The 21,738-nt window shown below is 40.0% G+C and carries 22 protein-coding genes and 1 pseudogene; 7 read left to right on the top strand and 16 right to left on the bottom strand.

The features are described 5' to 3' along the window. Positions 1 to 857 precede the first annotated feature (857 nt). The 5 genes from AC5JMK_RS16985 to sufB form a co-directional block, all read right to left on the bottom strand. Positions 858 to 1,160, bottom strand: a complete 303-nt coding sequence (locus AC5JMK_RS16985) for an acylphosphatase (protein ID WP_495910633.1) — start codon at positions 1,158 to 1,160, stop codon at positions 858 to 860. 205 nt (positions 1,161 to 1,365) lie between these two features. Further along, positions 1,366 to 2,634, bottom strand: a complete 1,269-nt coding sequence (locus AC5JMK_RS16980) for a cysteine desulfurase (RefSeq protein ID WP_495910632.1) — start codon at positions 2,632 to 2,634, stop codon at positions 1,366 to 1,368. A gap of 38 nt (positions 2,635 to 2,672) precedes the next feature. Then, positions 2,673 to 4,016 carry a Fe-S cluster assembly protein SufD gene (gene sufD / locus AC5JMK_RS16975; protein ID WP_495910631.1) on the bottom strand — a complete coding sequence of 448 codons (1,344 nt, stop codon included), beginning with the start codon at positions 4,014 to 4,016 and terminating at the stop codon, positions 2,673 to 2,675. After that, positions 4,016 to 4,804, bottom strand: a complete 789-nt coding sequence (gene sufC / locus AC5JMK_RS16970; protein WP_096678165.1) for a Fe-S cluster assembly ATPase SufC — start codon at positions 4,802 to 4,804, stop codon at positions 4,016 to 4,018. The genes sufD and sufC overlap by 1 nt, the downstream gene beginning before the upstream one ends. Positions 4,805 to 4,889: 85 nt before the next feature. Next, positions 4,890 to 6,326: a Fe-S cluster assembly protein SufB gene (gene sufB, locus AC5JMK_RS16965; protein ID WP_096678167.1), complete on the bottom strand. Its 1,437-nt coding sequence runs from the start codon at positions 6,324 to 6,326 to the stop codon at positions 4,890 to 4,892. A 220-nt stretch (positions 6,327 to 6,546) separates the two neighbouring features. Here sufB and sufR point away from each other — a divergent pair, with 220 nt between their 5' ends. Further along, positions 6,547 to 7,227: an iron-sulfur cluster biosynthesis transcriptional regulator SufR gene (gene sufR / locus AC5JMK_RS16960; RefSeq protein ID WP_096678169.1), complete on the top strand. Its 681-nt coding sequence runs from the start codon at positions 6,547 to 6,549 to the stop codon at positions 7,225 to 7,227. 709 nt (positions 7,228 to 7,936) lie between these two features. After that, positions 7,937 to 8,794: a universal stress protein gene (locus AC5JMK_RS16955; RefSeq protein ID WP_096678171.1), complete on the top strand. Its 858-nt coding sequence runs from the start codon at positions 7,937 to 7,939 to the stop codon at positions 8,792 to 8,794. Between the two features lie 74 nt (positions 8,795 to 8,868). On the opposite strand, the gene psbM is transcribed toward AC5JMK_RS16955, so the two are convergent. From psbM to AC5JMK_RS16930, 5 genes are all read right to left on the bottom strand, one after another. Beyond that, a complete protein-coding gene (gene psbM / locus AC5JMK_RS16950) occupies positions 8,869 to 8,985 on the bottom strand; it encodes a photosystem II reaction center protein PsbM (RefSeq protein WP_096678173.1) in 117 nt (38 codons plus the stop codon). A 118-nt stretch (positions 8,986 to 9,103) separates the two neighbouring features. After that, positions 9,104 to 9,400 (bottom strand): 2Fe-2S iron-sulfur cluster-binding protein, encoded by a 297-nt coding sequence (locus tag AC5JMK_RS16945; RefSeq protein ID WP_026721485.1) that lies wholly within the window; start codon positions 9,398 to 9,400, stop codon positions 9,104 to 9,106. 196 nt (positions 9,401 to 9,596) lie between these two features. Beyond that, complete coding sequence (locus tag AC5JMK_RS16940) at positions 9,597 to 9,734, bottom strand: photosystem II reaction center protein K (RefSeq protein WP_016863373.1); 138 nt, start codon at positions 9,732 to 9,734, stop codon at positions 9,597 to 9,599. A 285-nt stretch (positions 9,735 to 10,019) separates the two neighbouring features. Next, a complete protein-coding gene (gene tgt, locus AC5JMK_RS16935; protein ID WP_495910634.1) occupies positions 10,020 to 11,129 on the bottom strand; it encodes a tRNA guanosine(34) transglycosylase Tgt in 1,110 nt (369 codons plus the stop codon). A 122-nt stretch (positions 11,130 to 11,251) separates the two neighbouring features. After that, a complete protein-coding gene (locus AC5JMK_RS16930) occupies positions 11,252 to 11,704 on the bottom strand; it encodes a hypothetical protein (RefSeq protein ID WP_017311895.1) in 453 nt (150 codons plus the stop codon). Between the two features lie 693 nt (positions 11,705 to 12,397). Here AC5JMK_RS16930 and cobS point away from each other — a divergent pair. Continuing rightward, complete coding sequence (gene cobS / locus AC5JMK_RS16925) at positions 12,398 to 13,171, top strand: adenosylcobinamide-GDP ribazoletransferase (RefSeq protein ID WP_096678177.1); 774 nt, start codon at positions 12,398 to 12,400, stop codon at positions 13,169 to 13,171. A 59-nt stretch (positions 13,172 to 13,230) separates the two neighbouring features. Here the strand turns inward: cobS and AC5JMK_RS16920 are convergent, their stop codons facing one another. Continuing rightward, positions 13,231 to 13,692, bottom strand: a complete 462-nt coding sequence (locus AC5JMK_RS16920; protein WP_096678179.1) for a PPC domain-containing protein — start codon at positions 13,690 to 13,692, stop codon at positions 13,231 to 13,233. A gap of 105 nt (positions 13,693 to 13,797) precedes the next feature. Beyond that, positions 13,798 to 14,448, bottom strand: coding sequence for a ComF family protein (locus tag AC5JMK_RS16915; RefSeq protein WP_495910630.1), 651 nt, complete (start codon positions 14,446 to 14,448; stop codon positions 13,798 to 13,800). Between the two features lie 236 nt (positions 14,449 to 14,684). Between AC5JMK_RS16915 and AC5JMK_RS16910 the strand changes: the two genes are divergently transcribed. After that, positions 14,685 to 14,906, top strand: coding sequence for a helix-turn-helix domain-containing protein (locus AC5JMK_RS16910; protein WP_096678183.1), 222 nt, complete (start codon positions 14,685 to 14,687; stop codon positions 14,904 to 14,906). A 60-nt stretch (positions 14,907 to 14,966) separates the two neighbouring features. On the opposite strand, the gene AC5JMK_RS16905 is transcribed toward AC5JMK_RS16910, so the two are convergent. The 3 genes from AC5JMK_RS16905 to AC5JMK_RS16895 form a co-directional block, all read right to left on the bottom strand. Next, complete coding sequence (locus AC5JMK_RS16905; protein WP_096678185.1) at positions 14,967 to 15,485, bottom strand: GNAT family N-acetyltransferase; 519 nt, start codon at positions 15,483 to 15,485, stop codon at positions 14,967 to 14,969. Between the two features lie 51 nt (positions 15,486 to 15,536). Beyond that, positions 15,537 to 16,136, bottom strand: coding sequence for a tRNA isopentenyl-2-thiomethyl-A-37 hydroxylase MiaE (locus AC5JMK_RS16900; protein WP_096679266.1), 600 nt, complete (start codon positions 16,134 to 16,136; stop codon positions 15,537 to 15,539). Positions 16,137 to 16,725: 589 nt separating this feature from the next. Further along, complete coding sequence (locus AC5JMK_RS16895; protein ID WP_096678187.1) at positions 16,726 to 17,205, bottom strand: Hsp20/alpha crystallin family protein; 480 nt, start codon at positions 17,203 to 17,205, stop codon at positions 16,726 to 16,728. Positions 17,206 to 17,538: 333 nt separating this feature from the next. Here AC5JMK_RS16895 and AC5JMK_RS16890 point away from each other — a divergent pair. Together AC5JMK_RS16890 and AC5JMK_RS16885 are read left to right on the top strand one after the other, a co-directional pair. Further along, positions 17,539 to 17,664, top strand: a pseudogene (locus AC5JMK_RS16890) (helix-turn-helix transcriptional regulator); the annotation flags it as partial. A 21-nt stretch (positions 17,665 to 17,685) separates the two neighbouring features. Continuing rightward, positions 17,686 to 18,150: a Clp protease N-terminal domain-containing protein gene (locus AC5JMK_RS16885; RefSeq protein WP_495910629.1), complete on the top strand. Its 465-nt coding sequence runs from the start codon at positions 17,686 to 17,688 to the stop codon at positions 18,148 to 18,150. A 145-nt stretch (positions 18,151 to 18,295) separates the two neighbouring features. Here the strand turns inward: AC5JMK_RS16885 and AC5JMK_RS16880 are convergent, their stop codons facing one another. After that, complete coding sequence (locus tag AC5JMK_RS16880) at positions 18,296 to 19,819, bottom strand: hypothetical protein (RefSeq protein ID WP_096678189.1); 1,524 nt, start codon at positions 19,817 to 19,819, stop codon at positions 18,296 to 18,298. A gap of 400 nt (positions 19,820 to 20,219) precedes the next feature. On the opposite strand from AC5JMK_RS16880, the gene AC5JMK_RS16875 reads away from it, so the two are divergent. Then, on the top strand, positions 20,220 to 21,620 hold the full coding sequence (locus AC5JMK_RS16875; RefSeq protein WP_495910628.1) for an amidase: 1,401 nt from the start codon (positions 20,220 to 20,222) through the stop codon (positions 21,618 to 21,620). Positions 21,621 to 21,738 lie beyond the last annotated feature (118 nt).

The raw sequence follows: 21,738 nt of genomic DNA, 5'->3' as shown, positions 1-21,738 counted from the left end.
AAGTGCTACATCCTTTACACTATAAGCTTTTTAGGCTATTTTGTCGCCCCGTCAGTACTATTATATACTATTTTTAGTACCAGCATTCCGGAAAGATTTGGCGACTCCTCATACATCTTCTCCTTCTCTTTCGGGGTGAAAAGAATCAGTCCTAGATGCAATCGTCGCCGCCCGTCTTATATCCCGACGCTCAACGAAGCGTTAGAGCGCGGGACTTACGACGAAATAGTTAACCCTTAAGATTGCTTGTTCATACTTTTTCAGCAAACCCTACTTTAAGATGGATATTCCAATGTTTTCAATCGATTCATTTGGTGACATTTAACCATCAAAAACATATTTCTAATTGGAACCAAGAGCGAGATTTTATACTGTCGCTCTTACCCGAAGATTGCCATCGTTACTATCAATTTCTTACATAATTTCTCAGAAATTCTCTTTTTTTTCATTCTTTATTGTTCCACACCCGAGCTAACTTTGCCTTGTTGATAGCTCTAAATTATCATGTTTAGTTATTTTTTTGAGAACTTCATCTATTTACAAATTTAATCATTCATGTAAGTCAGCATCGAAATTTATTTATCAATTATCGGAAAAATATATTTGGTGATTATTGCTCCTTATTGACAATTGATTCGACATACCAGATCAAGCTATTCACCCTTGACAAAATCTCTTTCTAGAACCAAAAGTATTTTTTGATTCTTTATTGATAAATTTATTTCAGTAATTACCGATTGTGACAGTATGGGTGCGGAATATGGGCTAAAGAGGACTCAACAACAAACTTAGTCCACTTAAGTGGACTTTTGCTATGAGCCTCTGAACTTTATTTCTGGGCGGGATATTTTGCGCAGTTACTCAACACGCTTAACTTCAAATCTCCGTAAACCTTCCGGTTCTTCGTACTCCACTATCACATCTTTAACCATAGCTGCGGGTGGGCCTTGATGACACCAGCGAATCATCTCTTCTACAACTTCCTGCACACCTTCAAGCACAGCTTCCACGCGACCATCAGGGAGATTTCGCACCCAACCACTTAATCCAAGTTGACTAGCTGTATCGACGGTAGCAAAACGATAACCTACCCCTTGAACTCTGCCAGAAATAAATAAATGGGCGCGGATTGACTGCGACATCTGTGTAGGATTCTGCATTGACCGGCATATTCTTTACAATTTCCAGTCTACATGGTTTTGACAGTGATCAGTTATCAGTTATCAGTTACGCCTAATGTGAATTAAGTCTCCAAACTCTTTTAACTTCGTTGATGGTCACAAAACAAGAATACTGAACTGTCTTGAAACCCTTATAGGATAAGAGGCGTTTCTAATTCACATAAGGCGTCAGTTGGTTTTTTGATCACTGTTCACCAAATAATCCGGTGAAAAAGTCGATTGTTTCCTTCAGCGCTTTGATGAATATATCAATTTCCTCACGAGTGTTGTAGAAAGATAAACTAGCGCGTGCAGTCGCCGCAATATTGAGATAGCGGTGTAATGGTTGGGTGCAGTGGTGTCCAGAACGAATAGCTACACCTTCCGTATCTAATAATGTAGATAAATCATTGGCGTGAACCTCGGCGACGGTGAATGCAGCTAAAGCAGCTCTACCTTCACCTTGCTCATTGGGTTTCGGCCCGTATATTTTTATTTGGGGAATTTTCTCTAATTGTTCAAATAAATAAGCAGTTAATTCTGCTTCGTAGGCATGGATTTTGTCCATGCCAATTTTACTAAGATAGTCTACAGCTGCACCCAAAGCGATCGCTTCTCCAATCGCAGGTGTACCAGCTTCAAATTTGTGTGGTAAATCTGCGTAGGTTGAATGGTCTAAAAACACCTCCGCAATCATTTCACCACCACCAAAAAATGGGGGCATTGCTTGCAGCAATTCTAACTTGCCATACAAAAACCCAATCCCAGTTGCAGCACACATTTTATGTCCGGAAGCTACCAACCAGTCGCAGTTAATTTGCTGCACATCAACTGGCATATGAGGTACACTTTGGCAAGCATCAATTAATACTTTTGCCCCATATTTATGGGCTAAAGTGCAAATTTCTGTCACTGGGTTAATGCAACCCAAAGTGTTAGAAACATGTACCAACGACACTAATTTTGTTTTTTCCGAAAGCAGCTTTTGGAAATGTTCTAAATCTAAAGTTTCTGCTGGTGTCAATTCTACAAATTTTAGTACCGCACCCGTTTTAGCAGCGACAAATTGCCAAGGAACGATATTACTGTGGTGTTCCATCACCGACAGAATGATTTCATCTCCTGGCTGCAAATTGTTCATTCCCCAACTATAAGCAACCAAGTTGATCGCTTCCGTTGCGTTATGAGTAAAAACAATTTCCTGACGCGATTTAGCATTAACGAACCTAGCAACTTTATCTCGTGATCCTTCGTAAGCATCAGTCGCTTTCGCACTCAGGGTATGTACACCACGATGGACATTAGAATTGTATTGTTCGTAATAGTCCCGCAGAGCATTGAGTACGAACAGAGGTTTTTGAGAAGTCGCAGCGTTGTCAAAGTAAACTAAAGGTTTGCCGTTGACTTGTTGGTGTAAAATCGGGAAGTCAAGACGGACTTGATCAGCAAGGGTTCTTTCTTGAATGAAGGTCATGTTTCAAAAGTCAAAAGTCAAAAGTCAAGAGGTTGTAACTAAAATCGGTTAACAGTTTGTGTAAGTTTTTCACGCAAAGAGGGAAATGGTATTTGGTTGATAATTTCCGCAGCAAAACCATGAACTAATAAATGGCGCGCGCTTTCTTGATCAATACCCCGACTTTGCAGATAGAAAATCTCATCATCTTCCAACTGACTAACAGTCGCACCGTGAGAGCATTTCACATTATCGGCGGTAATTTCTAGTTGAGGCTTAGTATCGACTCTGGCTTTAGATGATAACAATAAATTGCGATTCAATTGCGCCGCGTCCGTCAACTGCGCGGGTTTAGGCACAAAAACCTTACCATTAAACACCGCATGAGCGCGATCGCCTACGATTGTTTTATGTAACTGCTGAGTCTTACCATAAGGATAATTAAGAGCGATCGCACTGTGAGTATCCGCCAACTGATTCCCACCAATCACCGTCAATCCATTGAGAGTAGTTTCTGTTTGCTCACCAGTTTGCAAAATCTCTAAATTGTGACGCGAAATCTTAGCACCCAGAGCGATCGCATTACAAGTATATCGACTGTAACGCCCTTGAGTGACAGCAGTTTTCCCAACGTGAAAAGCCTTCCTACCATCCCACTCAACCCGCGTGTGATTCACCTGAGCATTATCTTCCAACCAAATCTCAGTCACAGCGTTGGTAAAGTATACTTCCTCTGCGCTCTCTGTGTCTGTGTGGTTCTTATACTCTTCCACCAAACTCACCTGCGAACCACTTTCCGCCACCACCAAACAACGCGGCTGAGAAATACTCGCCTGATCACCAGCAGCAATAAACACCAAATGAACAGGTGCTTCTACCACCACATTTTTAGGAACCCAAACCACCGCCATATCATTAATTGCAGCAGTATTGAGGGCAGTAAAAACTTCCATAGCACCTTCTGACTGTGCCAAATATTTCTCTACACTCGGCTGACTTAACACATCCAAATTACCGACTACTACCCCATTTGGCAAGCCAGCGACTGATGATAAATTTGGTGCATAAACACCATTAACAAAAACCAAACGAGAATGAGCAGCCTCCGGTAAAATATCTGGTTGTAGAGATGTTGTGTACAACGTCTCCACAGGATTAAATTTCACCTGTCGTAAAGCAGACAAATCAGTAAATCGCCACTCTTCATCACGGGTAGTAGGAAGAGTCGAGTGACGTACCCAATTCGCCGCGCGATCGCGCAGCACTTGCAACCAACCCTCTGACTTCGATGCAGTAATTTGATTTAATAACTCAGTTAAATAACCATCTCGATCCAAAAGACTTGCACTCAAACCAGCTGGATCTGAGTTCGGAATTGGACTGGGAGAAACCTGGATAGTCATTACACACCCACCTCAGTCGCAAATTCTTCCAACAACCAGTCATAACCACGGGATTCTAACTCCAACGCCAACTCCTTACCACCAGAAGTGAGAATCCGTCCTTTAGCCATGACATGCACATAGTCCGGCACAATATAATTAAGTAGTCGCTGATAGTGAGTAATCATAATCGTGGCATTTTCTGGGCTAGTTAACTGATTGACTCCATTTGCCACAATTTTGAGCGCGTCAATATCCAAACCTGAATCTGTTTCATCCAGAATCGCCAGCTTTGGTTCTAGTAGCGCCATCTGCAAAATCTCATTGCGCTTTTTCTCACCACCAGAGAAACCCTCATTCACACTCCGGTTAAGAAAAGCCGAATCCATTTTGACGACTTCTAACTTTTCCTCTACCAAATCATCAAAATCAAAAGCATCAATTTCTTCCAATCCCTGAGCCTTGCGCTTAGAATTGTACGCCAAGCGTAAAAAATCTAAATTGCTCACACCCGGAATCTCAAAAGGATACTGGAACGCCAAAAACACACCACTTCTAGCACGTTCTTCCGGTTCCATTTCCAATAGATTTTGTCCCTGGAAAATCACCTCACCGCCAGTCACTTCATAGGCCGGATGTCCAGCCAATATCTTAGAAAAGGTACTCTTCCCAGAACCATTCGGTCCCATAATCGCGTGAATCTCGCCGGAACGTACCTCCAGATTCACACCCTTAAGAATCGGTGTCCCATCAACTTCAGCCGTCAAGTCTCTTACCGACAGCACAACTTCACTATTTTCAATAATCATGTTCTCTCTCTTTAATTCTCTGTTTGTAGTAAGCGCTAAAGCGCTTTTAACGGATAAATGAAGCACAAAGCGTGCTTACTACGAACTAACCAACACTACCTTCTAACTTCAGACTCAACAGTTTATCAGCTTCCACCGCGAATTCCATCGGCAGATTGTTAAACACGTCCTTACAGAAGCCGCTAATCATCATTGTCACAGCATCTTCCGCAGAAATTCCCCGTTGAGCAAAGTAAAATAATTGGTCTTCCCCTATTTTGGAAGTAGAAGCTTCATGCTCTACCTTGCCAGTATTATTTTGTACCTGAATATAAGGGAAAGTATTGGCATGAGCATTATCCCCAATCAGCATCGAGTCGCACTGAGAGTAGTTTCTAGCTCCTTGGGCCTTCGGGTTAATTTTCACCAAGCCGCGATAGCTGTTACTAGAATTACCAGCAGAGATTCCCTTAGAAATAATTGTACTGCGGGTATTTTTACCAACGTGAATCATTTTGGTGCCAGTATCGGCTTGCTGCATATTATTAGTCAGCGCCACCGAGTAAAACTCACCCACAGAGTTATCACCCACCAACACACAGCTAGGGTACTTCCAAGTAATCGCAGAACCAGTTTCTACCTGTGTCCAAGAAATCTTGGAATTTACGCCTTGACATAAACCGCGCTTGGTGACGAAGTTGTAAATACCGCCTTTGCCTTTTTCATCACCAGCGTACCAGTTCTGCACAGTGGAGTATTTAATTTCCGCATTATCAAGCGCCACAAGTTCCACAACCGCAGCATGTAGCTGGTTGCTGTCGTACATTGGTGCTGTACAGCCTTCGAGGTAGGAAACATAGCTGTCATCTTCAGCAACAATTAATGTCCGCTCAAATTGTCCGGTGTCACCGTTGTTAATCCGGAAATAGGTAGATAGTTCCATCGGACATTTCACGCCTTTGGGAATGTAGACGAAGGAACCATCGCTAAATACTGCTGAATTGAGAGCAGCAAAATAATTATCAGCAATGGGAACGACGCTACCCAGGTATTTTTTCACTAAATCTGGGTGTTCCTGCAATGCTTCGGAAATAGAACAGAAGATTACCCCTTCTTTCGCCAGTTTTTCTTTAAAGGTGGTGGCGACGGAAACGCTATCAAAAATTGCGTCTACGGCGACGTTCGCCAGTCGCTTTTGTTCTGATAGAGAGATACCTAATTTTTCAAAGGTTTCGAGCAGGGTTGGATCTACTTCTTCCAAGCTTTTCTTTTTCGCTTGTTGCTTGGGGGCTGAGTAGTAAATAATATTTTGATAGTCAATAGCTGGGTATTTAACGCTTGGCCAGGTTGGCTCTGTCATTTTTTGCCACTGGCGGTAAGCTTTGAGGCGAAACTCCAGCATAAATTCTGGCTCATTTTTCTTGGCAGAAATCATGCGGACGACATCCTCGTTTAGTCCACGAGGAATCGTGTCTGCTTCAATGTTGGTAATGAAGCCGTACTTGTAGGGTTGATTGACTAAGGTTTTAACAGTAGCACTCATCGGCGATTTTCTCTTGTGTTCACAACTCTATACTCTTTAAGGATGGGAGCGGGATTGATAACCAATTCCCATTTCGTGTTACTGAATGGTCACACGACTGTTACAATAAGGATAACTACTAAAACAACAGCTATGTTGTTTAACACATCTTCATTTTACGCTAGATTAACAACAATATTGTTGTCAAAGTGAAATTTAATCATGATTTTTTGGGACGATGATGGTGACTACCCAGCAGTCCTCAACTAAACAGGATATTCTAGAATATCTGGTCAAACAGGTGGAAGCTACGGCAGTTGATTTGGCCGCAGCCTTAGATATTAGCCCCCAAGCGATTCGTCGCCATCTCAAGGATTTAGAGGCGGAGGATTTAATTGTCTATTCGTCGGTGCAAGCGGGGATGGGGCGACCGCAGCACGTTTATAAGTTAAGCAATAAGGGACGCGATCGCCTGCGAAGAGAAACGGCTGATACCTATGGAGATTTTGCCGTTTCCTTACTCGATACTGTGGCTCAAACGGTTGGACACGATCAAGTCAGCAGTATTTTAAAGAAACAGTGGGAGCGTAAAGCCCAAGAATATCGCGATCGCTTAGGTGATGGCTCTTTACATCAAAGGGTTGAAAATCTGGTAGAACTAAGGAAATCTGAGGGTTACATGGCAGAGTATCACCCTATAGATACAACTGAGCAATTAAGTGATGATGGCGATCGCTTTATTTTAATGGAGCATAACTGTGCCATCTCTAACCTTGCAGAGTCTTTCCCCAGTATTTGCGGCCATGAGTTAGAAATGTTTGCTGCTGTTTTACCAGATTGTACAGTAGAACGTACCCACTGGATTATCAATGGTGAGCATCGTTGTGGTTACTTGGTGCAAGCTCGGAAAGTCAAATCATAAGAAAAAATCATAGCTTTTCATCTTTAGTCTATGTGAAAAGATAATGGGCAATTGGTAATTCATTTTACGAATTAGCCATTACCTAATTTTTAAAGCATTCCTAAATCATTCGTGATAGATAAGCTCCCTGATTTCTTAAAGAAATCAGGGAGCTTGACTTTGCGATTCTCAAATTTTGTCCATCAGAAACTCCAGTTTATTAAGTAATTTATTGAAAATAAAATTTTTGAAATCATTCAAGTATTAACAATTTGTTATTTTTGAGTCTAATTAATATATAACCGAAGAATTTGAATCTGTATCTTGCTATAATTCTGTAAATATTCTTATGCAAAGACTTAACTTATACTAAGCATTCTCAGCTAAAGTAGTTTACTGAATAGCTTTTTGCTTGTCTTTGCAATACTTAACTAGAGATTAATTAAAAAGCGTAAACATAGATTAAAAGTGATAAAAATCATAACCATTCATTAAGTTAATCATGCAGAATTATAGAGTAAGCTAAATTATTAAAGCCTAGTTGAGAAGCTCAGTCACTAGGTATAAAGAGTAAGAACATTTAGTCAAGAGTCCACTGTCGAAAATATTAAGTATTTGGTGTTAATTGTTAATTGCAATTAAACATTGACTAAGTGATTTAGCAGGCGGTGAAAGTTAAAGTTGAGCCAATTACTAGAGAGCAAACAACTAACAGCTACGGAAGACGAAAATGATACAAAACATTTTGATTGCTGTCTCTGGATTGGGACACGCCGAAGAGATGCTTAAGACTTTGAAAGAACTGCCATCAATTCAACAGGCAAAAGTTACAGTATTGCACGTTGTTCCACCACAACGCACCGCAGATTCGATGACAGCGAAGTGGGAAGAAGGTGGCAAAATCCTGGCTAATGCAATTCAGTCTCTAGCTTTAAATCCTACCCAAGTCTCTTCCATTTTGCGACAAGGTGAGCCTAAAGATGTAGTTTGCCAAGTAGCAGATGAAATTGATGCAGACTTGATTATTATGGGTTCTCGTGGACTGAAGCGTCTGCAATCAATTTTAGCAAACTCCGTCAGTCAATACGTCTTTCAACTGTCTTCTCGCCCGATGTTGCTAGTCAAAGATGACATTTATGTCAAAAATATTAAGCGCATTATGGTGGCAATGGACAATTCTGATGCGTCAAAACGCTGCCTAGATTTGGCTTTATTCTTGATTCGAGATATCAAGGGTGGAGAGCTAATCTTAACACATGTAATCACAGATTTAGGAGGAGGTGAACCAACTACCACAACCCAGGTTACTGCTGATCAACACCCTGTTTTAGCTGCTGCTGCTGCGGAAGCAAAAAAACTGGGTGTGCAACCTCGTTGTGTGCTAAGTATGGGTAAACCTGGTGAAAAAATTTGTCGTTTAGCAGAAGAACTGAACGTAGACTTATTGTTAATGGGTTCTCCGGATCGCCGTCCTTCTATTGCTAAGAGTTTTGTTGATTTAGATAGACTTTTAGGTTCTTCTTTGTCTGATTACGTGAGAATTAATGCGACTTGTCCAGTGTTGTTAGCACGAACATCTGCTGCTTAAATCAGTGATCACTGTAAAAGCCCTCACACTTTTAGTGTGAGGGCTTTTATTTTATACAAAAAATACACAAGGTATTAACTATCTTTTCTACCTTCGCGGCTAGCTGTTTGAATGTAAAGAATGATTAAAAAAACAGCAGGAACCAGCACAAATAGAATGCTGGCTACAAACCCCAGGTCATTAACCTGCATAGTAAGAAAGCCTCTCTTAGATTCCAGTCAACACTTTTAGGATACCATCATCATGGCTTGGCTGAGTTATTTGTCTTTTGTCATACCAATGACCAATGACCAATGACCAATGACTAAATTAAGGCTTTGTTACTACACTGACTGGACCATTAACTACTGTTTGACAAGCAAGTCGGTAATTAGCAGGCTTTTTCTTTAAGAAACGGTTTTCTACTTCTGTAGGAGGTGATAAATTTTCTTGTCCTTCGATAATCTCTACAATACAGGTGCCACATTGACCGTAGCCACCACAATTCATCATTTTTCCCCAAACTTTATAAATATCTATGCCGTTTTCTAAAGCTTTTAGCCGTAAATTAGCACCATCAGCAGCAATAACTTCTTTATCCTCTTTTACGAATTTGATGTTACCCATAGTTCAAACCTCGTTGACTGTTTGCTTAAATTAAGAACTTGATTTGTTAATCAACTTGTTGAATCCTATATTAATTTATTTTAAAATATAACAAATTATTAATAAATATAAACTTTTCAAAACAAAACCATAGCAAAAAAATAAGACAGGTGAAATGCCTGTCTCGATAAAATTATGTAAATAACTTGTAAATAACTTATCTAAAACCTACGGCTGCTTGCCAAACAAAAGCTAGCAGCAAGAAGAACAAAGGAATGAGCGGGAGAACGTCTACTAAAGGATCGAAGATTTGGAATGCTTCGGGTAGTTTAGCTAATAAAATTGCTGCTTCCATTTTTGTTTAAATCCACTTTATCCAACACAGCTTTCAGAATTGAGATAGATCGTGAAGTACCCAAAATTACACCCATAGAGGTGTAACAGAGGTTTCCAGTTTCGTTTGCTTTGCCTTCTGTAGGAACAAATGTCCGAACCAAGTTCGGTGGAAGGTCTTACAAAGCGTCCACTGGCAGCAACCCGTCTTCCACAGGTTGATTAATTTATAACCCCTATATTACCATTTGGAGACCGAAGCCCTAACAGGATTTTAGATTTTTGGATTAGGGAAATTTGCTTGACTTTAATTCTTCAACCACTTACCAAACTCTATAGCAAAGGTGTCGTTCAATATAGCTTTTCGTATTTTTTGGGTAAAGTGAATCAGTTCAGTGATATTGTGAATACTCAATAATGTATATGCCAAAATTTCTTGCGATCGCACTAAATGAGAGATGTAAGCACGAGTAAAATTCTGACAGGTATAACAAGGGCAAGTTTCATCTAAAGGTGTAAAATCTTCGCGAAATTTAGCATTCTTTAAATTCCAGCGATCGCCCTGTACCATAGCCGTACCATGTCTCGCCCAACGTGTAGGAATCACACAATCAAATAAATCTATACCAGAGGCGATCGCAATTACCATTTCTTGATAAGTACCTACACCCATCAAATAACGGGGCTTGTGGTAAGGTAACAGTGGTGCTGTAACTTGCACAACTTGATGAATTAGTTCTGGTTCCTCACCCACACTCACGCCACCGATAGCATAACCTGGTAAATCCAGTTTATGCAAAGCTTCCGCCGCTTGAGCGCGCAAATCTAAATACACTCCACCCTGAACAATACCAAATAATGCTTGTTCTTTATGGCCTTGATGTGCTTCTATACACCGTAAAAGCCATCGGTAAGTGCGCTCTGTTGCTGCTTCCACCTCTTGGCGATTAGCTGTAGCAGGCGGACACTCATCAAAGGCCATAATCACATCCGCCCCTAGTGTATTTTGAATCTCAATGGATTTTTCGGGTGTGAATTTGATAATTTGACCATCATGGGGTGAGCGAAATGTCACGCCTTCTTCAGATATTTTCCGCATTTCGCTCAGACTGAAGACTTGAAAGCCTCCAGAATCGGTGAGCATCGGCCCATTCCACCCCATAAACTTGTGCAGTCCTCCACCTCCTGACACAATTGCTTCTCCTGGTTGCAGGTGCAGATGATAGGTATTAGATAGCACCATTTGCGCCCCTGTTTCTTTGAGTTGAGCAGGGGTAAGAGTTTTGACAGTTGCCAAAGTCCCCACTGGCATAAAACGAGGAGTTTCAACCACTCCATGTGGTGTATAAAATACCCCAGCCCGTGCTTTGCTTTGGCTACATTGAGCCAGACATTGAAAAGAGAAGTTTGTAGTCAAGAGTGTATTTTGTTGGTCATTGGTCATTGGTCATTGGTCATTGGTTAGTAGTTAGTTAATTTTTCTCGCTTGTCCTCCTTGTCCTCCTTGTCCCCGTGTCCTCGTGTCCCCAATCCCCAATCCTAAAATAGATCAGAAGGATCATCGTCAATTTCTGCATCCCATCTGGCTGAGAGTACTTGTTCCATCATTGCTTCGATGGCGCTGACATTTAAGCAACGCTCATCTCGCTCTTGCATAGGAGTGGAAAGAGGAATCAAGCGCAGACGACTTCCTTCTTGAACTAAGTCAAAGTAAGTTTCTTTTTGTGGTGATTGTTTTAATTCTAAGTAATCAAAACTACAAAGATTGAGATAAAGGGCGTGGTTAGCAACCAGAGTAGATCGTTGCGGATTGGCAAATACTTCCATCACATTCCCTTCACCGTCGCTCTTGCATTCACCATCCTGTGTGTAGAAATAGCGAACACGACCTAAATCTGTGAGTAATCGTCGCATATCGAGTTTGTTGACAACCACACCTGTATTGATAATGCATGGAGCTGGTATCTTACTTTCGGGTAGATGGTGACTCATAATCCAATTGCTTCTGGAGTGTAGATAAAAACTACCAGGACTTACGCAAACAATAAGCTGAAACTCTGATTTTCACAGTCGGACAATTCATAAATTGCTCCTACAGCGTGTAGTTTTGCGTAAAGTCCTAACTACATAGTTAAACAGTCGATCTCGTCGCTTGGTTGACCCCTGCTATTTAATATTTATCTAATATCTTGATCAACTTTGTATAGCGATCGCCTAATTAGCTGCAATAAATTATTTTTTGTTGACATAACGCCGTAAATGTGAATTCTAATAATCTTAATAAATATAGTTACTCCAATCAAAATAGAAGGTTAAAAGGTTAGCTGGAAAAGAAACATCTGTGATCATTAGTTTTTTGTGTATCACATGATATGAGTATCTAAATTAAAAATGCTTAATGTATCTTTTTTTCTATTGTTTCTTTGATTAGTGCTAGTATAACCAGTTTATAATAGCTACTTTATTTAGATTCTTTCTAAAAGCAAGTATTTATACATTTAACAAAGTTTTTACTGAGATAAGCATAACAAAATTTTTTGGTGAAGTTACTCATACTGGTAAATCTTATTTAAATTTTTAAAGATGAATATCAGGGTTGTGCCGGAATTATGAGCGTCATTATTACTCGTCATTTGAACCATGATTCATGACTAATGATTACAAATAACAACTAGCGTAACTACTATGACCAACAAGTGTCAGTGGTGGAAACAACTACTACTTGGTATCGGATCAGCTGTTGTGTTTTATACGACTATCCCTTTACCATACATGTATGCTTTTGATTTCCAAGGAGTAGCCCGTTTTGCTCCTGTCATTGGACTGATGATTGGAGGAATTTTAGGCTTATTTGATGCTCTGATGATTTATCTAGGTATAACAGCGCTAACTCGTAGTGCTTTGGTTGTATGCGGTTGGATTGCGATTACTGGAGGACTGCATTTAGATGGAGCAATGGATAGCGCTGATGGATTAGCTGTGGGTGATCCTCAACGTAGACTAGAAGTTATGGCGGATAGCGCCACAGGTGCATTTGGAGCAATGGCTGCGATCGCTTTGATACTACTTAAAACAGCTGCACTGACAGATTTAGAACAAAACCGTTGGTTAATTCTCATGACAGCTGCTGGGTGGGGACGCTGGGGACAAGTCATGGCGATCGCTCATTATCCTTATCTGAAACCAACTGGTAAGGGAGCTTTTCATAAACAAGCTATTCGTTCATACAAAGATTGGCTACCAACACTAGTTTTATTAGTAGCTTTAAGTAGCTGGCAAATTTTCCTTAACCGTAATCTAATCTTTTTTGCCGTAGCAATGATAGTTAGTGGAAGTGCGATCGCTATCATTACTGGAGCCTGGTTTAATCACAAACTAGGCGGACATACTGGCGATACCTATGGTGCTGTCGTGGAATGGACTGAAGCTTTGTTTTTATGCGTGATGACAATAATTTGATTTGAGATTTTGGATCTTTCTCAATCTCAAATTCAAAATCCAAAATCCAAAATCCAAAATTATTTAACTGGTTGCAATCGCGTTACCTTGAGTTTAAAAGTCCCTACTCCAGTTTCGCCGAAAGACCGGACGCGAACGATGTAAGTTCCGGGTTCTACAATGCGGGTAAACAACAAAGAATTACTACTACCATCAGGGCCATCATCATTTTCTGCGACTGTTGTACCGTCTGGTCCCAACAGAGTCACAATACTATCAAAGTTTTCCGAACTGAGATCAACCGCTAGATTATCACCCTTTTTCAGACTCACCATATAGTCACGGGCAAATCCACCCTGACCTGTGGGAATATCTTTTTCTGACAGTGTATCAGAAACTTCATAACTGCCAGGTAGAGGAATTGGATTGTACAACTTGTTAACTTGAGCAAAAGTTGCTGTTGCACTTATACCAATTACCAGCAAAGAGGCAGGAATGAAAGCAATTTTTTTTAAACTTACAATAAAAGCCTGACTTCTCATCCCCAAAAGTTTTCCCACAAATTAAGCGCGATTGGCTTAATTATAGTTGTCTCTAGCACAGCTTGCCCACGTATGATTCAGTTATCAGTTATCAGTTATCAGTTATCAAGGTTTTAAAAACTTAGCAGTGGTTGCAACTGCCACTAAACCATAAACAGATATACCGCTTTGATGAAGTGTTTGGATAGCAGACCTAGCAGTCGCGCCTGTGGTATAAATATCATCTAGTAATAGTACTGGGATTTTCGGAGATACACGCAAGTCTTGCCCTAATCCAAAGGCTTCTGTTAAGTTTTCTTGTCGCTGTAATGCTGATAAGCCAAATTGTGCTTCAGTTACTTTAATTCTTTCTAAACCATGTTTTTTTAATCGTAATCCGGTGACTTCACAAAAGCTTTGAGCGATGAGTGTAGCTTGGTTATACCCGCGTTGTTTGAGCTTTTCGACGTGAAGTGGAATCGGAACAACTACTAAATTCTGATCGCACTTCCGATGTGATAACCATGCTTCTGCTAATAATTGTCCCAACGGACGAGCAATTTCCGGGTGATTTTCGTATTTCATAGTGGCGATCGCTCGTTTGAGGATACCGCCATATGCACCCCAAGCAAATATCGGTAAAGAATGGGTGTTGGGATTATGACATTTTTGCAGTTGGCGAAGACAGTTTGGACATAATTCTTGGGAAGTGGAACGCTCACACAAAGGACAATGAGATTGGAGAAAGAGGTTGAGTAGGTTTTTCCAATTGATCATTTCTCATTGGTCATTGGTCATTGGTCATTTGTAACAAATATTTCTCTGAAGCGGTAGGGTGAGCATTGCTCACCCTGGATGGAAATTTAGATTGGTTTTGTGATTTTTCTTAGTGTTTGGGCGATGGCTTGAGCATCTTTGTCAACAAAAACATCTTGCTCGCCGTTGCTCCAAGTCAAGATGCAGGTATATTGTAATTTATTATGAATAAGTATATTCCGAAGTAGTCTAAGAAAATGGGATTAACAAATAGAATTCAAGAATTTGGCAAAGAAAAAGGTATTCCTAGCGCAAACAAGTTTTGGCAAATCACTGGACTACCAAGAGCAACTGCATTTAGGCTTTGGAGGGATAGAAATATTTATCCAGACAGAGGAACTGTTGAAGTGATTTGTAAACAACTAAACGCTCAACCGGGTGATTTTTTGAATTACGTAGACGAGACTGATGAGACTTGATCAGTTAACAGTTATCAATTATCAATTATCAATTATCAGTAAATCTTTAAGTTTTCAGTATTAGCTCGCAGTTGACTTGCGGGCGCAATTGTCGCCCGTTAAAATTTTCACATAAACGCGATCGCACCGTGTTGTCTCTACACCTCTTGCAGCTTTGTAACCATTGCTTTCATACAACTTGACTGCTTCTGCTAAAACACTGGCGGTTTCAATCCAAATTTGCTGAAAACCACGCTTGGCGATCGCTCTCTCTAATTCTTGTAACAAATATTTCCCTAATCCTATACCTCTAGCAATCGGCAAAAGATACATTTTGCGAATTTCTACAGCTTTTTCGCCTCGATGAATCGGGTAATATGCACTCGTACCCACAACTTGATTTTGGTATTCAATTACCCAAAACTCTCCACCAGTGGCTAAGTAACATTCTTCGACTTGCAACACATCTCGATCAGCACCATCTGGCTCCCAACCAAGACTATATTCTGATAATACAGACCGGATAACTTCTGAAGCAGGAATGCGATCGCCTTCTTCCCAACTCCGAATCAAAAAATCTTTGTAATAGTGATTAGTCATTAGTAAAAAGTCAATGGTCAATGGTCAAGCTTCGTTCCCTGTTCCCCGTTCCTAACTATGAATTCTCGGTTCAGGATGTAAATTCACTAGCAATTCACTCTCAATAATTGCTAATTCATCGAGTCTTTTGTTAACAATTTCACGGTCAATATAAGTATCAGCTAGCACCCAGTAAGTTCCAAAATGACGGGCTTCGGATGCCATCAAACTGTGATAAAATTTGGCTAATTTTGGCTCAGGACAATGAGTAGCTAATAAACCCAAACGTTCGTGACTACGAGCTTCAATTAATCCACTGACTAACAAAGAATCTAACAAGCGATCAGATTCTTTGGGGCGAATTTGGGCTTTTAAACCTGCGCCATAGGGAGGCGGTGTCAGAGGGCGCATCGGTATATTTTTATCTTCTAGCCATTGATTGACTTGCTCGAAGTGTTCGAGTTCTTCGCGAGCAATTTTGGTGAGTTCCCGCACCATCTTCGCATTGGAAGGATAGCGAAACATCAAGTTCAACGCCACACCAGCCGCTTTGCGTTCGCATTGAGCGTGGTCGAGGAGGATAATATCTAAATTAGATATCGCCTGTTCGATCCAAGCAGAACTGGTAAGTTGTTTGAGAATGTTAATCGTTGGTAAAGCAGAAGATAACACAGTCATCCGATTTTAGATTTTGGATTGAGCCGACAAAATTTTTCTGGGGAATTTTTGGTCAAAATTTAGGATCAGGGGAGCATCCCAATTTTTTCAAAATACCGTAAAGCAAAGGGTTTAAACCCTTTGCTAATAGCGCAAGTCGTCTTCAGACGACTTCATAAAATCAAACAGTCTGCTGAAGCCGACTTTCGCTATCAGACTGCGATTTCAATCGCAGGCGTTTTGAACATTTGGGATGCTCCCAGAATCAAGGCTATTTCATTTTAGACATAAACCGCCCTGAACTAAAGTTCACCGGCTAATAGTTGAAGTCCTCTAAAACTGACTAAAGTACCAATCAACAGTCGGTTTTAACCGAGTTTTGCTATTAGCCTCACCAATTAATTATGAGGCGGGCTGGATGATAATAAAATAGACCTAATTTAGAATTATCTACTTTATTTTATATCGAGTGGACATTACCATTGGAAACATATAAAAAAACCGCCTTCGCGATCTAGAATTTAATTTCTAGAAAACGAAAGCGGTTAATCTCCATCACACAAACCAACCAATAAGGTAAAATTTTGATTTGCTCAATTGCAAATTAAGCAGCTTGGGGTTCTTCTGTTGGGGCTACTTTTGCAACTGGCTCAGTAGTGTTATCTGCTAAATTGATTTTCACTACTTTCTGACGCGCTTCTGTAACTTTAGGTAATGTCAGCGTCAGTATACCGTTTTTGTACTCTGCTTGTACTTGGTCATTCTGAATTGCTACTGGTAGAGGAATCACTCGTTGGAATTTTCCATAGTGGAATTCTGAACGAATTTGACCTTTGTTTTCGTAACGGTTTTCACCAGTAATCGCAACTGCTTCTTTTGTTACTTGAATATCCAAGTCTTTTGCTTCTACACCAGGGATTTGGACTCGCAAAATTAGATTATCATTGGTATTTTGGAGTTCAACTGCTGGTTTCCAAGTCATTTCTGGCTGACGTTTAACTCGCAACATATCATCAAAAATTTGATCCATTTGACGGTTGAAAGCATTAATTTCTGGGTAAGTCCGCCAACGAATAATAGCCATTTTTAATCTCCCCTGATTGCCCTTAATTCTGAACTTTTGATTTATAAATCTATGATGGCGATTCTTTCTTGAAAAGTTAGTGAGGTAAACCGGATGATTTTGGGCGTGAATACCCGTCTTTAAACAGAAGTGAAAAATGAGTGATCGCACTAACTTTGTATGTACGCAATGGGATTTCCTACTACCCCAAACATTATCTAAACAATCTTTGTTAAGTGAAACTTGACGCTTTGGCGTTCAAATATGTAAAGTAGTACTTGACCACGAATCAACGAAGCTATGCAAAACCGACTGAAAGAACTTCGGCAACTGCACCAGTAGTCACAATCTGACCTCGCCAGGAAGTTAGGAGTTAGTCGTCAGGCGGTCAATGGTTTTGAATCTGGCAAGTTTGACCCCAGCCTAGACATGGCTTTCAAAATTGCTAGTCTGTTCAACGTTCCACTTGAAGACGTTTTCATCTACGAGGCAAAAAATTCTATGCAAACACTTGTTGAGCGATTCAAAAATCACTTTGGTTTCGAGTTTGGTTTCGAGCGGTTCACCGAAAAAGCAATCAACGCAGTCAAGTTTGCACGAAATGAGGTAGCACGTTCGCAGAAATCGCAAGTCGAGCCAGAACATCTGTTTGCTGGCTTGTTAGCTGATCCAACTACAACCTCTGCTCGTTTACTTCGAGCAAATGGCGCGACACTGGACATAGAAACCAATGAACATTCTTTTGAATCTCGCGAGAATCCAAAATTTAGCCCACAGAGTAAGTTCATTCTAGAGCTTGCATTGCAAGTCGTTCGGCTTCAGGGTAAGAAATCTATTGGGACTGAGCATCTGTTGTGGGGTTTAGTCCGTCTAGCTGAAACAGACAAGACTATTTTGAGCGACCTGTTTCAACGCTACGAAATTGATCTTGAAACCTTGAACAATCAACTAACAGAAGCGATTTAGATTTAAATCATAAACTAGCTAGGAAAGAAAGCGATCGCATTTGTTTTAATACAATCTAAATATTCCTCAGATTAATTTGTTACCAAGAAAACACCCTTGCTTAATACCAGCATTAAAGAAGAATAGTTTCAAATTATATAAATTTTTAGTCTTCTAACCGTGTACTAATAGCGGTGTAGTTAGTTTTATATGTATAAAGCTTCTCCTTAGCTTGATTAGATATAGATACACTGTCAGGTATGCCTTCTAATAAATCAATTGCTTGTTGCCATTTAGCTTTTGCTTGTTGCCAAACTTTTGGAGGATGTGGTGGATTTTGCACAATAATAGCAGCTTCCATTGCTAGTTTTTGGGAAAGTTGTAAGTTTGTCATTGCTTTCTGTTCAGTCATCAATCTTTTGTTAATGGCATCATAGTTAAAACGATATTTAACTAACTGCTTTTTTGCTTGAACAGAAATTGATGTTCCTTCTGGAATAGTTTCTAACAACTGTAATGCTTTTTGCCATTTAGCTTTTGCTTGCTGCCAAACTTCTATAGGATGTGGTGGGTTTTGCACCATAACAGCAGCTTCCATACCAAGTTTTTCAGCAGATTTTAGGTTAGTTAAATAAATTCCATCTTGATTTAAATGAAAGCCGATCTGCTGTATCTGATGTAATTTTTCGGTGACTAGCAGGCTAACAAAAATTAAGGCTGCTAAACTTGAAGTCATCAATAAAATCAAATGTCCTAATTTGGTCTGTTTTTTTGATTTTTGTTCTAGATTAGAGAGAGAAGTTACTGTTTTACTTTGAGAAAGTTCTACTTTTTGATTTTTCTGTTGTAAAGAGTTTATGGCTTCTTCTACTTGTCCTCTAAGAATATTGCCCTGTACAATTAAAGTACCTGTTTTCTCTTTAAAATATTTACACTCAGCAAGGACATCTGCTACGGCTTTAAATTTATCATCACTAGATACAATTAATCCGTGTTCATCGTCATACCATTCTATTGCAAAATAAGAATCTCCAAAAAAACCAGATAAACCTACTACCACTCTTAATATATCTTGATCATCATTTTCAATATAGTTAATAATATCATTTATTATTTGCTGTATTTTTAACAATTGGTTTTGTAAATTAATAATTTTTTGTTTTTGCTGTTGTAAAATATTGGAATTACCAAAGGCTAAGTTAATTCTTAGGCTATCATCAATATTTTGAAATTGAGTAGGTAAGCTGAAAAACTTACTATATAATTTAATTTGATTGATAATTTGGTACTTTTTTAAAATATCTTCTGAGATTTCTTTCAGAATATCACACCATTCAAGCCATGATTCAATTTTTTCTTGTAAATCATTCAGAGTAATTTCCGTCTCTGGATTGCCAAATTTTTCTGCGATAAAACCCGCGCTACCTGTAATAGCTGCATCTACTAAAAAACCACCAGGAATAAAAATACTAGCCACTGTCCCTATAAAAGGTAGTGTTTTCATTGCAAAGTTTTTTATTTTCTCAAATCCCAATTCTTCCTCAATAACTTCTCTAATGTTACAGATTTGCTCTTGAACATTAGTTATGCGTATGATTTCATTTTTAATTTGATCAGTATTGCCAATCGTAAGCTTAAGACTGTCAGCAAGGTGTAGTAGTTCATTAACTAGCTTTTCTAAGTCTGCCATAAATATGCCTTTAGGATTTTTTTAAGATTGATGCACTACGATGAAAATGTCTATGAAGTGGAGTTGTAGCTAAATTAATAGCGAAACCACCTCCTTTAGAACTCAGAAAGGGGAGCATTCCAAATGTTTAAATTGACTGTCATACTAAATGGATCGATAGCATAATAAAGCATCTCAAGACCAATTCAAGACTTGAGATTCTTCGCTCCGCTTCGTTACGCTCAGAATGACAAATATATTTTTCAAAAATTGGGATGCTCCCCTCAGAAAGCTGTATGAATGGTAAATATTAAGAGCTATATATTTAAAGTTCCCTAAATTCCTGATAAACTAACAATTTTAGGTAAAAAATTACTTAGAAAACGCTAATAATAAACACAACTATCTACTTAATAATCAAATGAACTCAATAGACTTAGCCTTTACCCCAGCCCTGGAACAAGCACGGTTAATCCGACATCGGGAAGTGTCACCATTAGAGTTAGTGCAGATATATCTAGAACGGATTCAACGCCTCAATCCCCAACTGGGAAGTTATTTTACGGTGACAGCAGAACAAGCGATCGCTGATGCGAAAGCCAAAACAGAAATGTTGGTAAATAGCAAGGAATTACCACCGTTTTTTGGTGTGCCAATTTCAATCAAAGACCTCAATCCTGTAGCTGGTGTTCCTTGTAACTTTGGTAATCCGGCGTTACTTAACAACATTCCTGACTTTGATGATGGTGTAGTCACACGGATTAAGCAAGCAGGTTTTATTCTTCTTGGTAAAACTGCCACTTCAGAGCTTGGTTCATTTCCTTACACAGAACCTACGGGTTTTCCACCAGCTAGAAATCCTTGGAATTTAGAATACACTCCCGGTGGATCTAGTGGTGGTGCAGCCGCAGCAGTTGCAGCTGGATTATGTGCGATCGCTCAAGGTTCTGATGGTGGTGGTTCAATTCGTGGCCCGGTGGCTTGTTGTGGATTAGTGGGAATCAAGCCAGCTAGAGGACGAGTCACTCATGCACCTGTAGGCGATCGCCTCAGTGGAATTGCTACTAACGGCCCAATTGCTCGCACTGTTGCTGATGCAGCAGCCCTTTTAGATGTTATGTCTGGCTATGTCACAGGCGACCCCTACTGGTTAAGCGATCCTGAACCATCTTTTCTCGTTGCCAGTAAAGAAAGAATTGGTAAGCTACGTGTTGCCTATGCTACAGCAATTCCACCTATTGGCACAGCCGACGCCAATTGTCAGCAGGGCGTTCTGCAAACAGTAAAATTATTAGCAGAACTAGGTCACACAGTTGAAGAAAAAAGTCCAGATTTTAGCGGTTTGGTAGAACCATTTCAGGTCGTATGGCAAACTGGTGTAGCCGCTTCGGGTCTTCCCCCAGAAGCCTTGCAACCAGTGAATCGTTGGTTACTTGCACGTAGTGGTTCTGCTGGTGAATACCTGCAAGCAGTATATCAAATGCAGATGGTGTCACGGCAAATCGTCGCTTTTTTTGACACCGTAGATATACTCATTTTACCAGTATATTTACATTCACCTATTCGCGTGGGAGAATGGGCGCACCTCAGCCCGGAAGAAACATTTCAAAATATTGTCAATTGGATTGCTCCTTGTCCAGTAGCGAATGCAACTGGCTTACCTGCGATCGCACTTCCCGTTGGTTTTGACGCCAATGGCTTACCTATAAGTGTGCAGCTAATTGGTAAACCTGCTGCTGAAGCCATTCTCATCAGTTTAGCCGCTCAAATAGAAACTGCAAAACCTTGGATTGAGCATCGTCCTGCATTTGCTGCTTTATGAACTTGGTATTTTAATATCTACCCTGTAGGTAAGCTCAAAAACCATTTCGCCAAGCTCAAAAATCATTTCGCCAAGCTCAAAAATCATTTCGCCAAGCTCAAAAATCATTTCGCCAAGC

The organism is Pelatocladus sp. (assembly GCF_059505505.1).
The sequence above is the reverse complement of the archived record's forward strand: the minus strand, read 5'-3'. Positions and strand labels throughout refer to the sequence as shown.

Coding starts and splice junctions, on each gene's coding strand:
- psbM (WP_096678173.1), bottom strand. CDS start 8,985: ATGCAGGTTAATGACCTGGGGTTTGTAGCCAGCATTCTATTTGTGCTG.
- AC5JMK_RS16905 (WP_096678185.1), bottom strand. CDS start 15,485: ATGACTAATCACTATTACAAAGATTTTTTGATTCGGAGTTGGGAAGAA.
- sufC (WP_096678165.1), bottom strand. CDS start 4,804: ATGATTATTGAAAATAGTGAAGTTGTGCTGTCGGTAAGAGACTTGACG.
- AC5JMK_RS16880 (WP_096678189.1), bottom strand. CDS start 19,819: ATGGCAGACTTAGAAAAGCTAGTTAATGAACTACTACACCTTGCTGAC.
- AC5JMK_RS16980 (WP_495910632.1), bottom strand. CDS start 2,634: ATGACCTTCATTCAAGAAAGAACCCTTGCTGATCAAGTCCGTCTTGAC.
- AC5JMK_RS16920 (WP_096678179.1), bottom strand. CDS start 13,692: ATGAGAAGTCAGGCTTTTATTGTAAGTTTAAAAAAAATTGCTTTCATT.
- sufB (WP_096678167.1), bottom strand. CDS start 6,326: ATGAGTGCTACTGTTAAAACCTTAGTCAATCAACCCTACAAGTACGGC.
- AC5JMK_RS16985 (WP_495910633.1), bottom strand. CDS start 1,160: ATGCAGAATCCTACACAGATGTCGCAGTCAATCCGCGCCCATTTATTT.
- sufD (WP_495910631.1), bottom strand. CDS start 4,016: ATGACTATCCAGGTTTCTCCCAGTCCAATTCCGAACTCAGATCCAGCT.
- AC5JMK_RS16930 (WP_017311895.1), bottom strand. CDS start 11,704: ATGAGTCACCATCTACCCGAAAGTAAGATACCAGCTCCATGCATTATC.
- AC5JMK_RS16955 (WP_096678171.1), top strand. CDS start 7,937: ATGATACAAAACATTTTGATTGCTGTCTCTGGATTGGGACACGCCGAA.
- AC5JMK_RS16885 (WP_495910629.1), top strand. CDS start 17,686: ATGCAAACACTTGTTGAGCGATTCAAAAATCACTTTGGTTTCGAGTTT.
- AC5JMK_RS16875 (WP_495910628.1), top strand. CDS start 20,220: ATGAACTCAATAGACTTAGCCTTTACCCCAGCCCTGGAACAAGCACGG.
- AC5JMK_RS16895 (WP_096678187.1), bottom strand. CDS start 17,205: ATGGCTATTATTCGTTGGCGGACTTACCCAGAAATTAATGCTTTCAAC.
- AC5JMK_RS16940 (WP_016863373.1), bottom strand. CDS start 9,734: ATGGAAGCAGCAATTTTATTAGCTAAACTACCCGAAGCATTCCAAATC.
- AC5JMK_RS16915 (WP_495910630.1), bottom strand. CDS start 14,448: ATGATCAATTGGAAAAACCTACTCAACCTCTTTCTCCAATCTCATTGT.
- sufR (WP_096678169.1), top strand. CDS start 6,547: ATGGTGACTACCCAGCAGTCCTCAACTAAACAGGATATTCTAGAATAT.
- AC5JMK_RS16910 (WP_096678183.1), top strand. CDS start 14,685: ATGGGATTAACAAATAGAATTCAAGAATTTGGCAAAGAAAAAGGTATT.
- AC5JMK_RS16945 (WP_026721485.1), bottom strand. CDS start 9,400: ATGGGTAACATCAAATTCGTAAAAGAGGATAAAGAAGTTATTGCTGCT.
- cobS (WP_096678177.1), top strand. CDS start 12,398: ATGACCAACAAGTGTCAGTGGTGGAAACAACTACTACTTGGTATCGGA.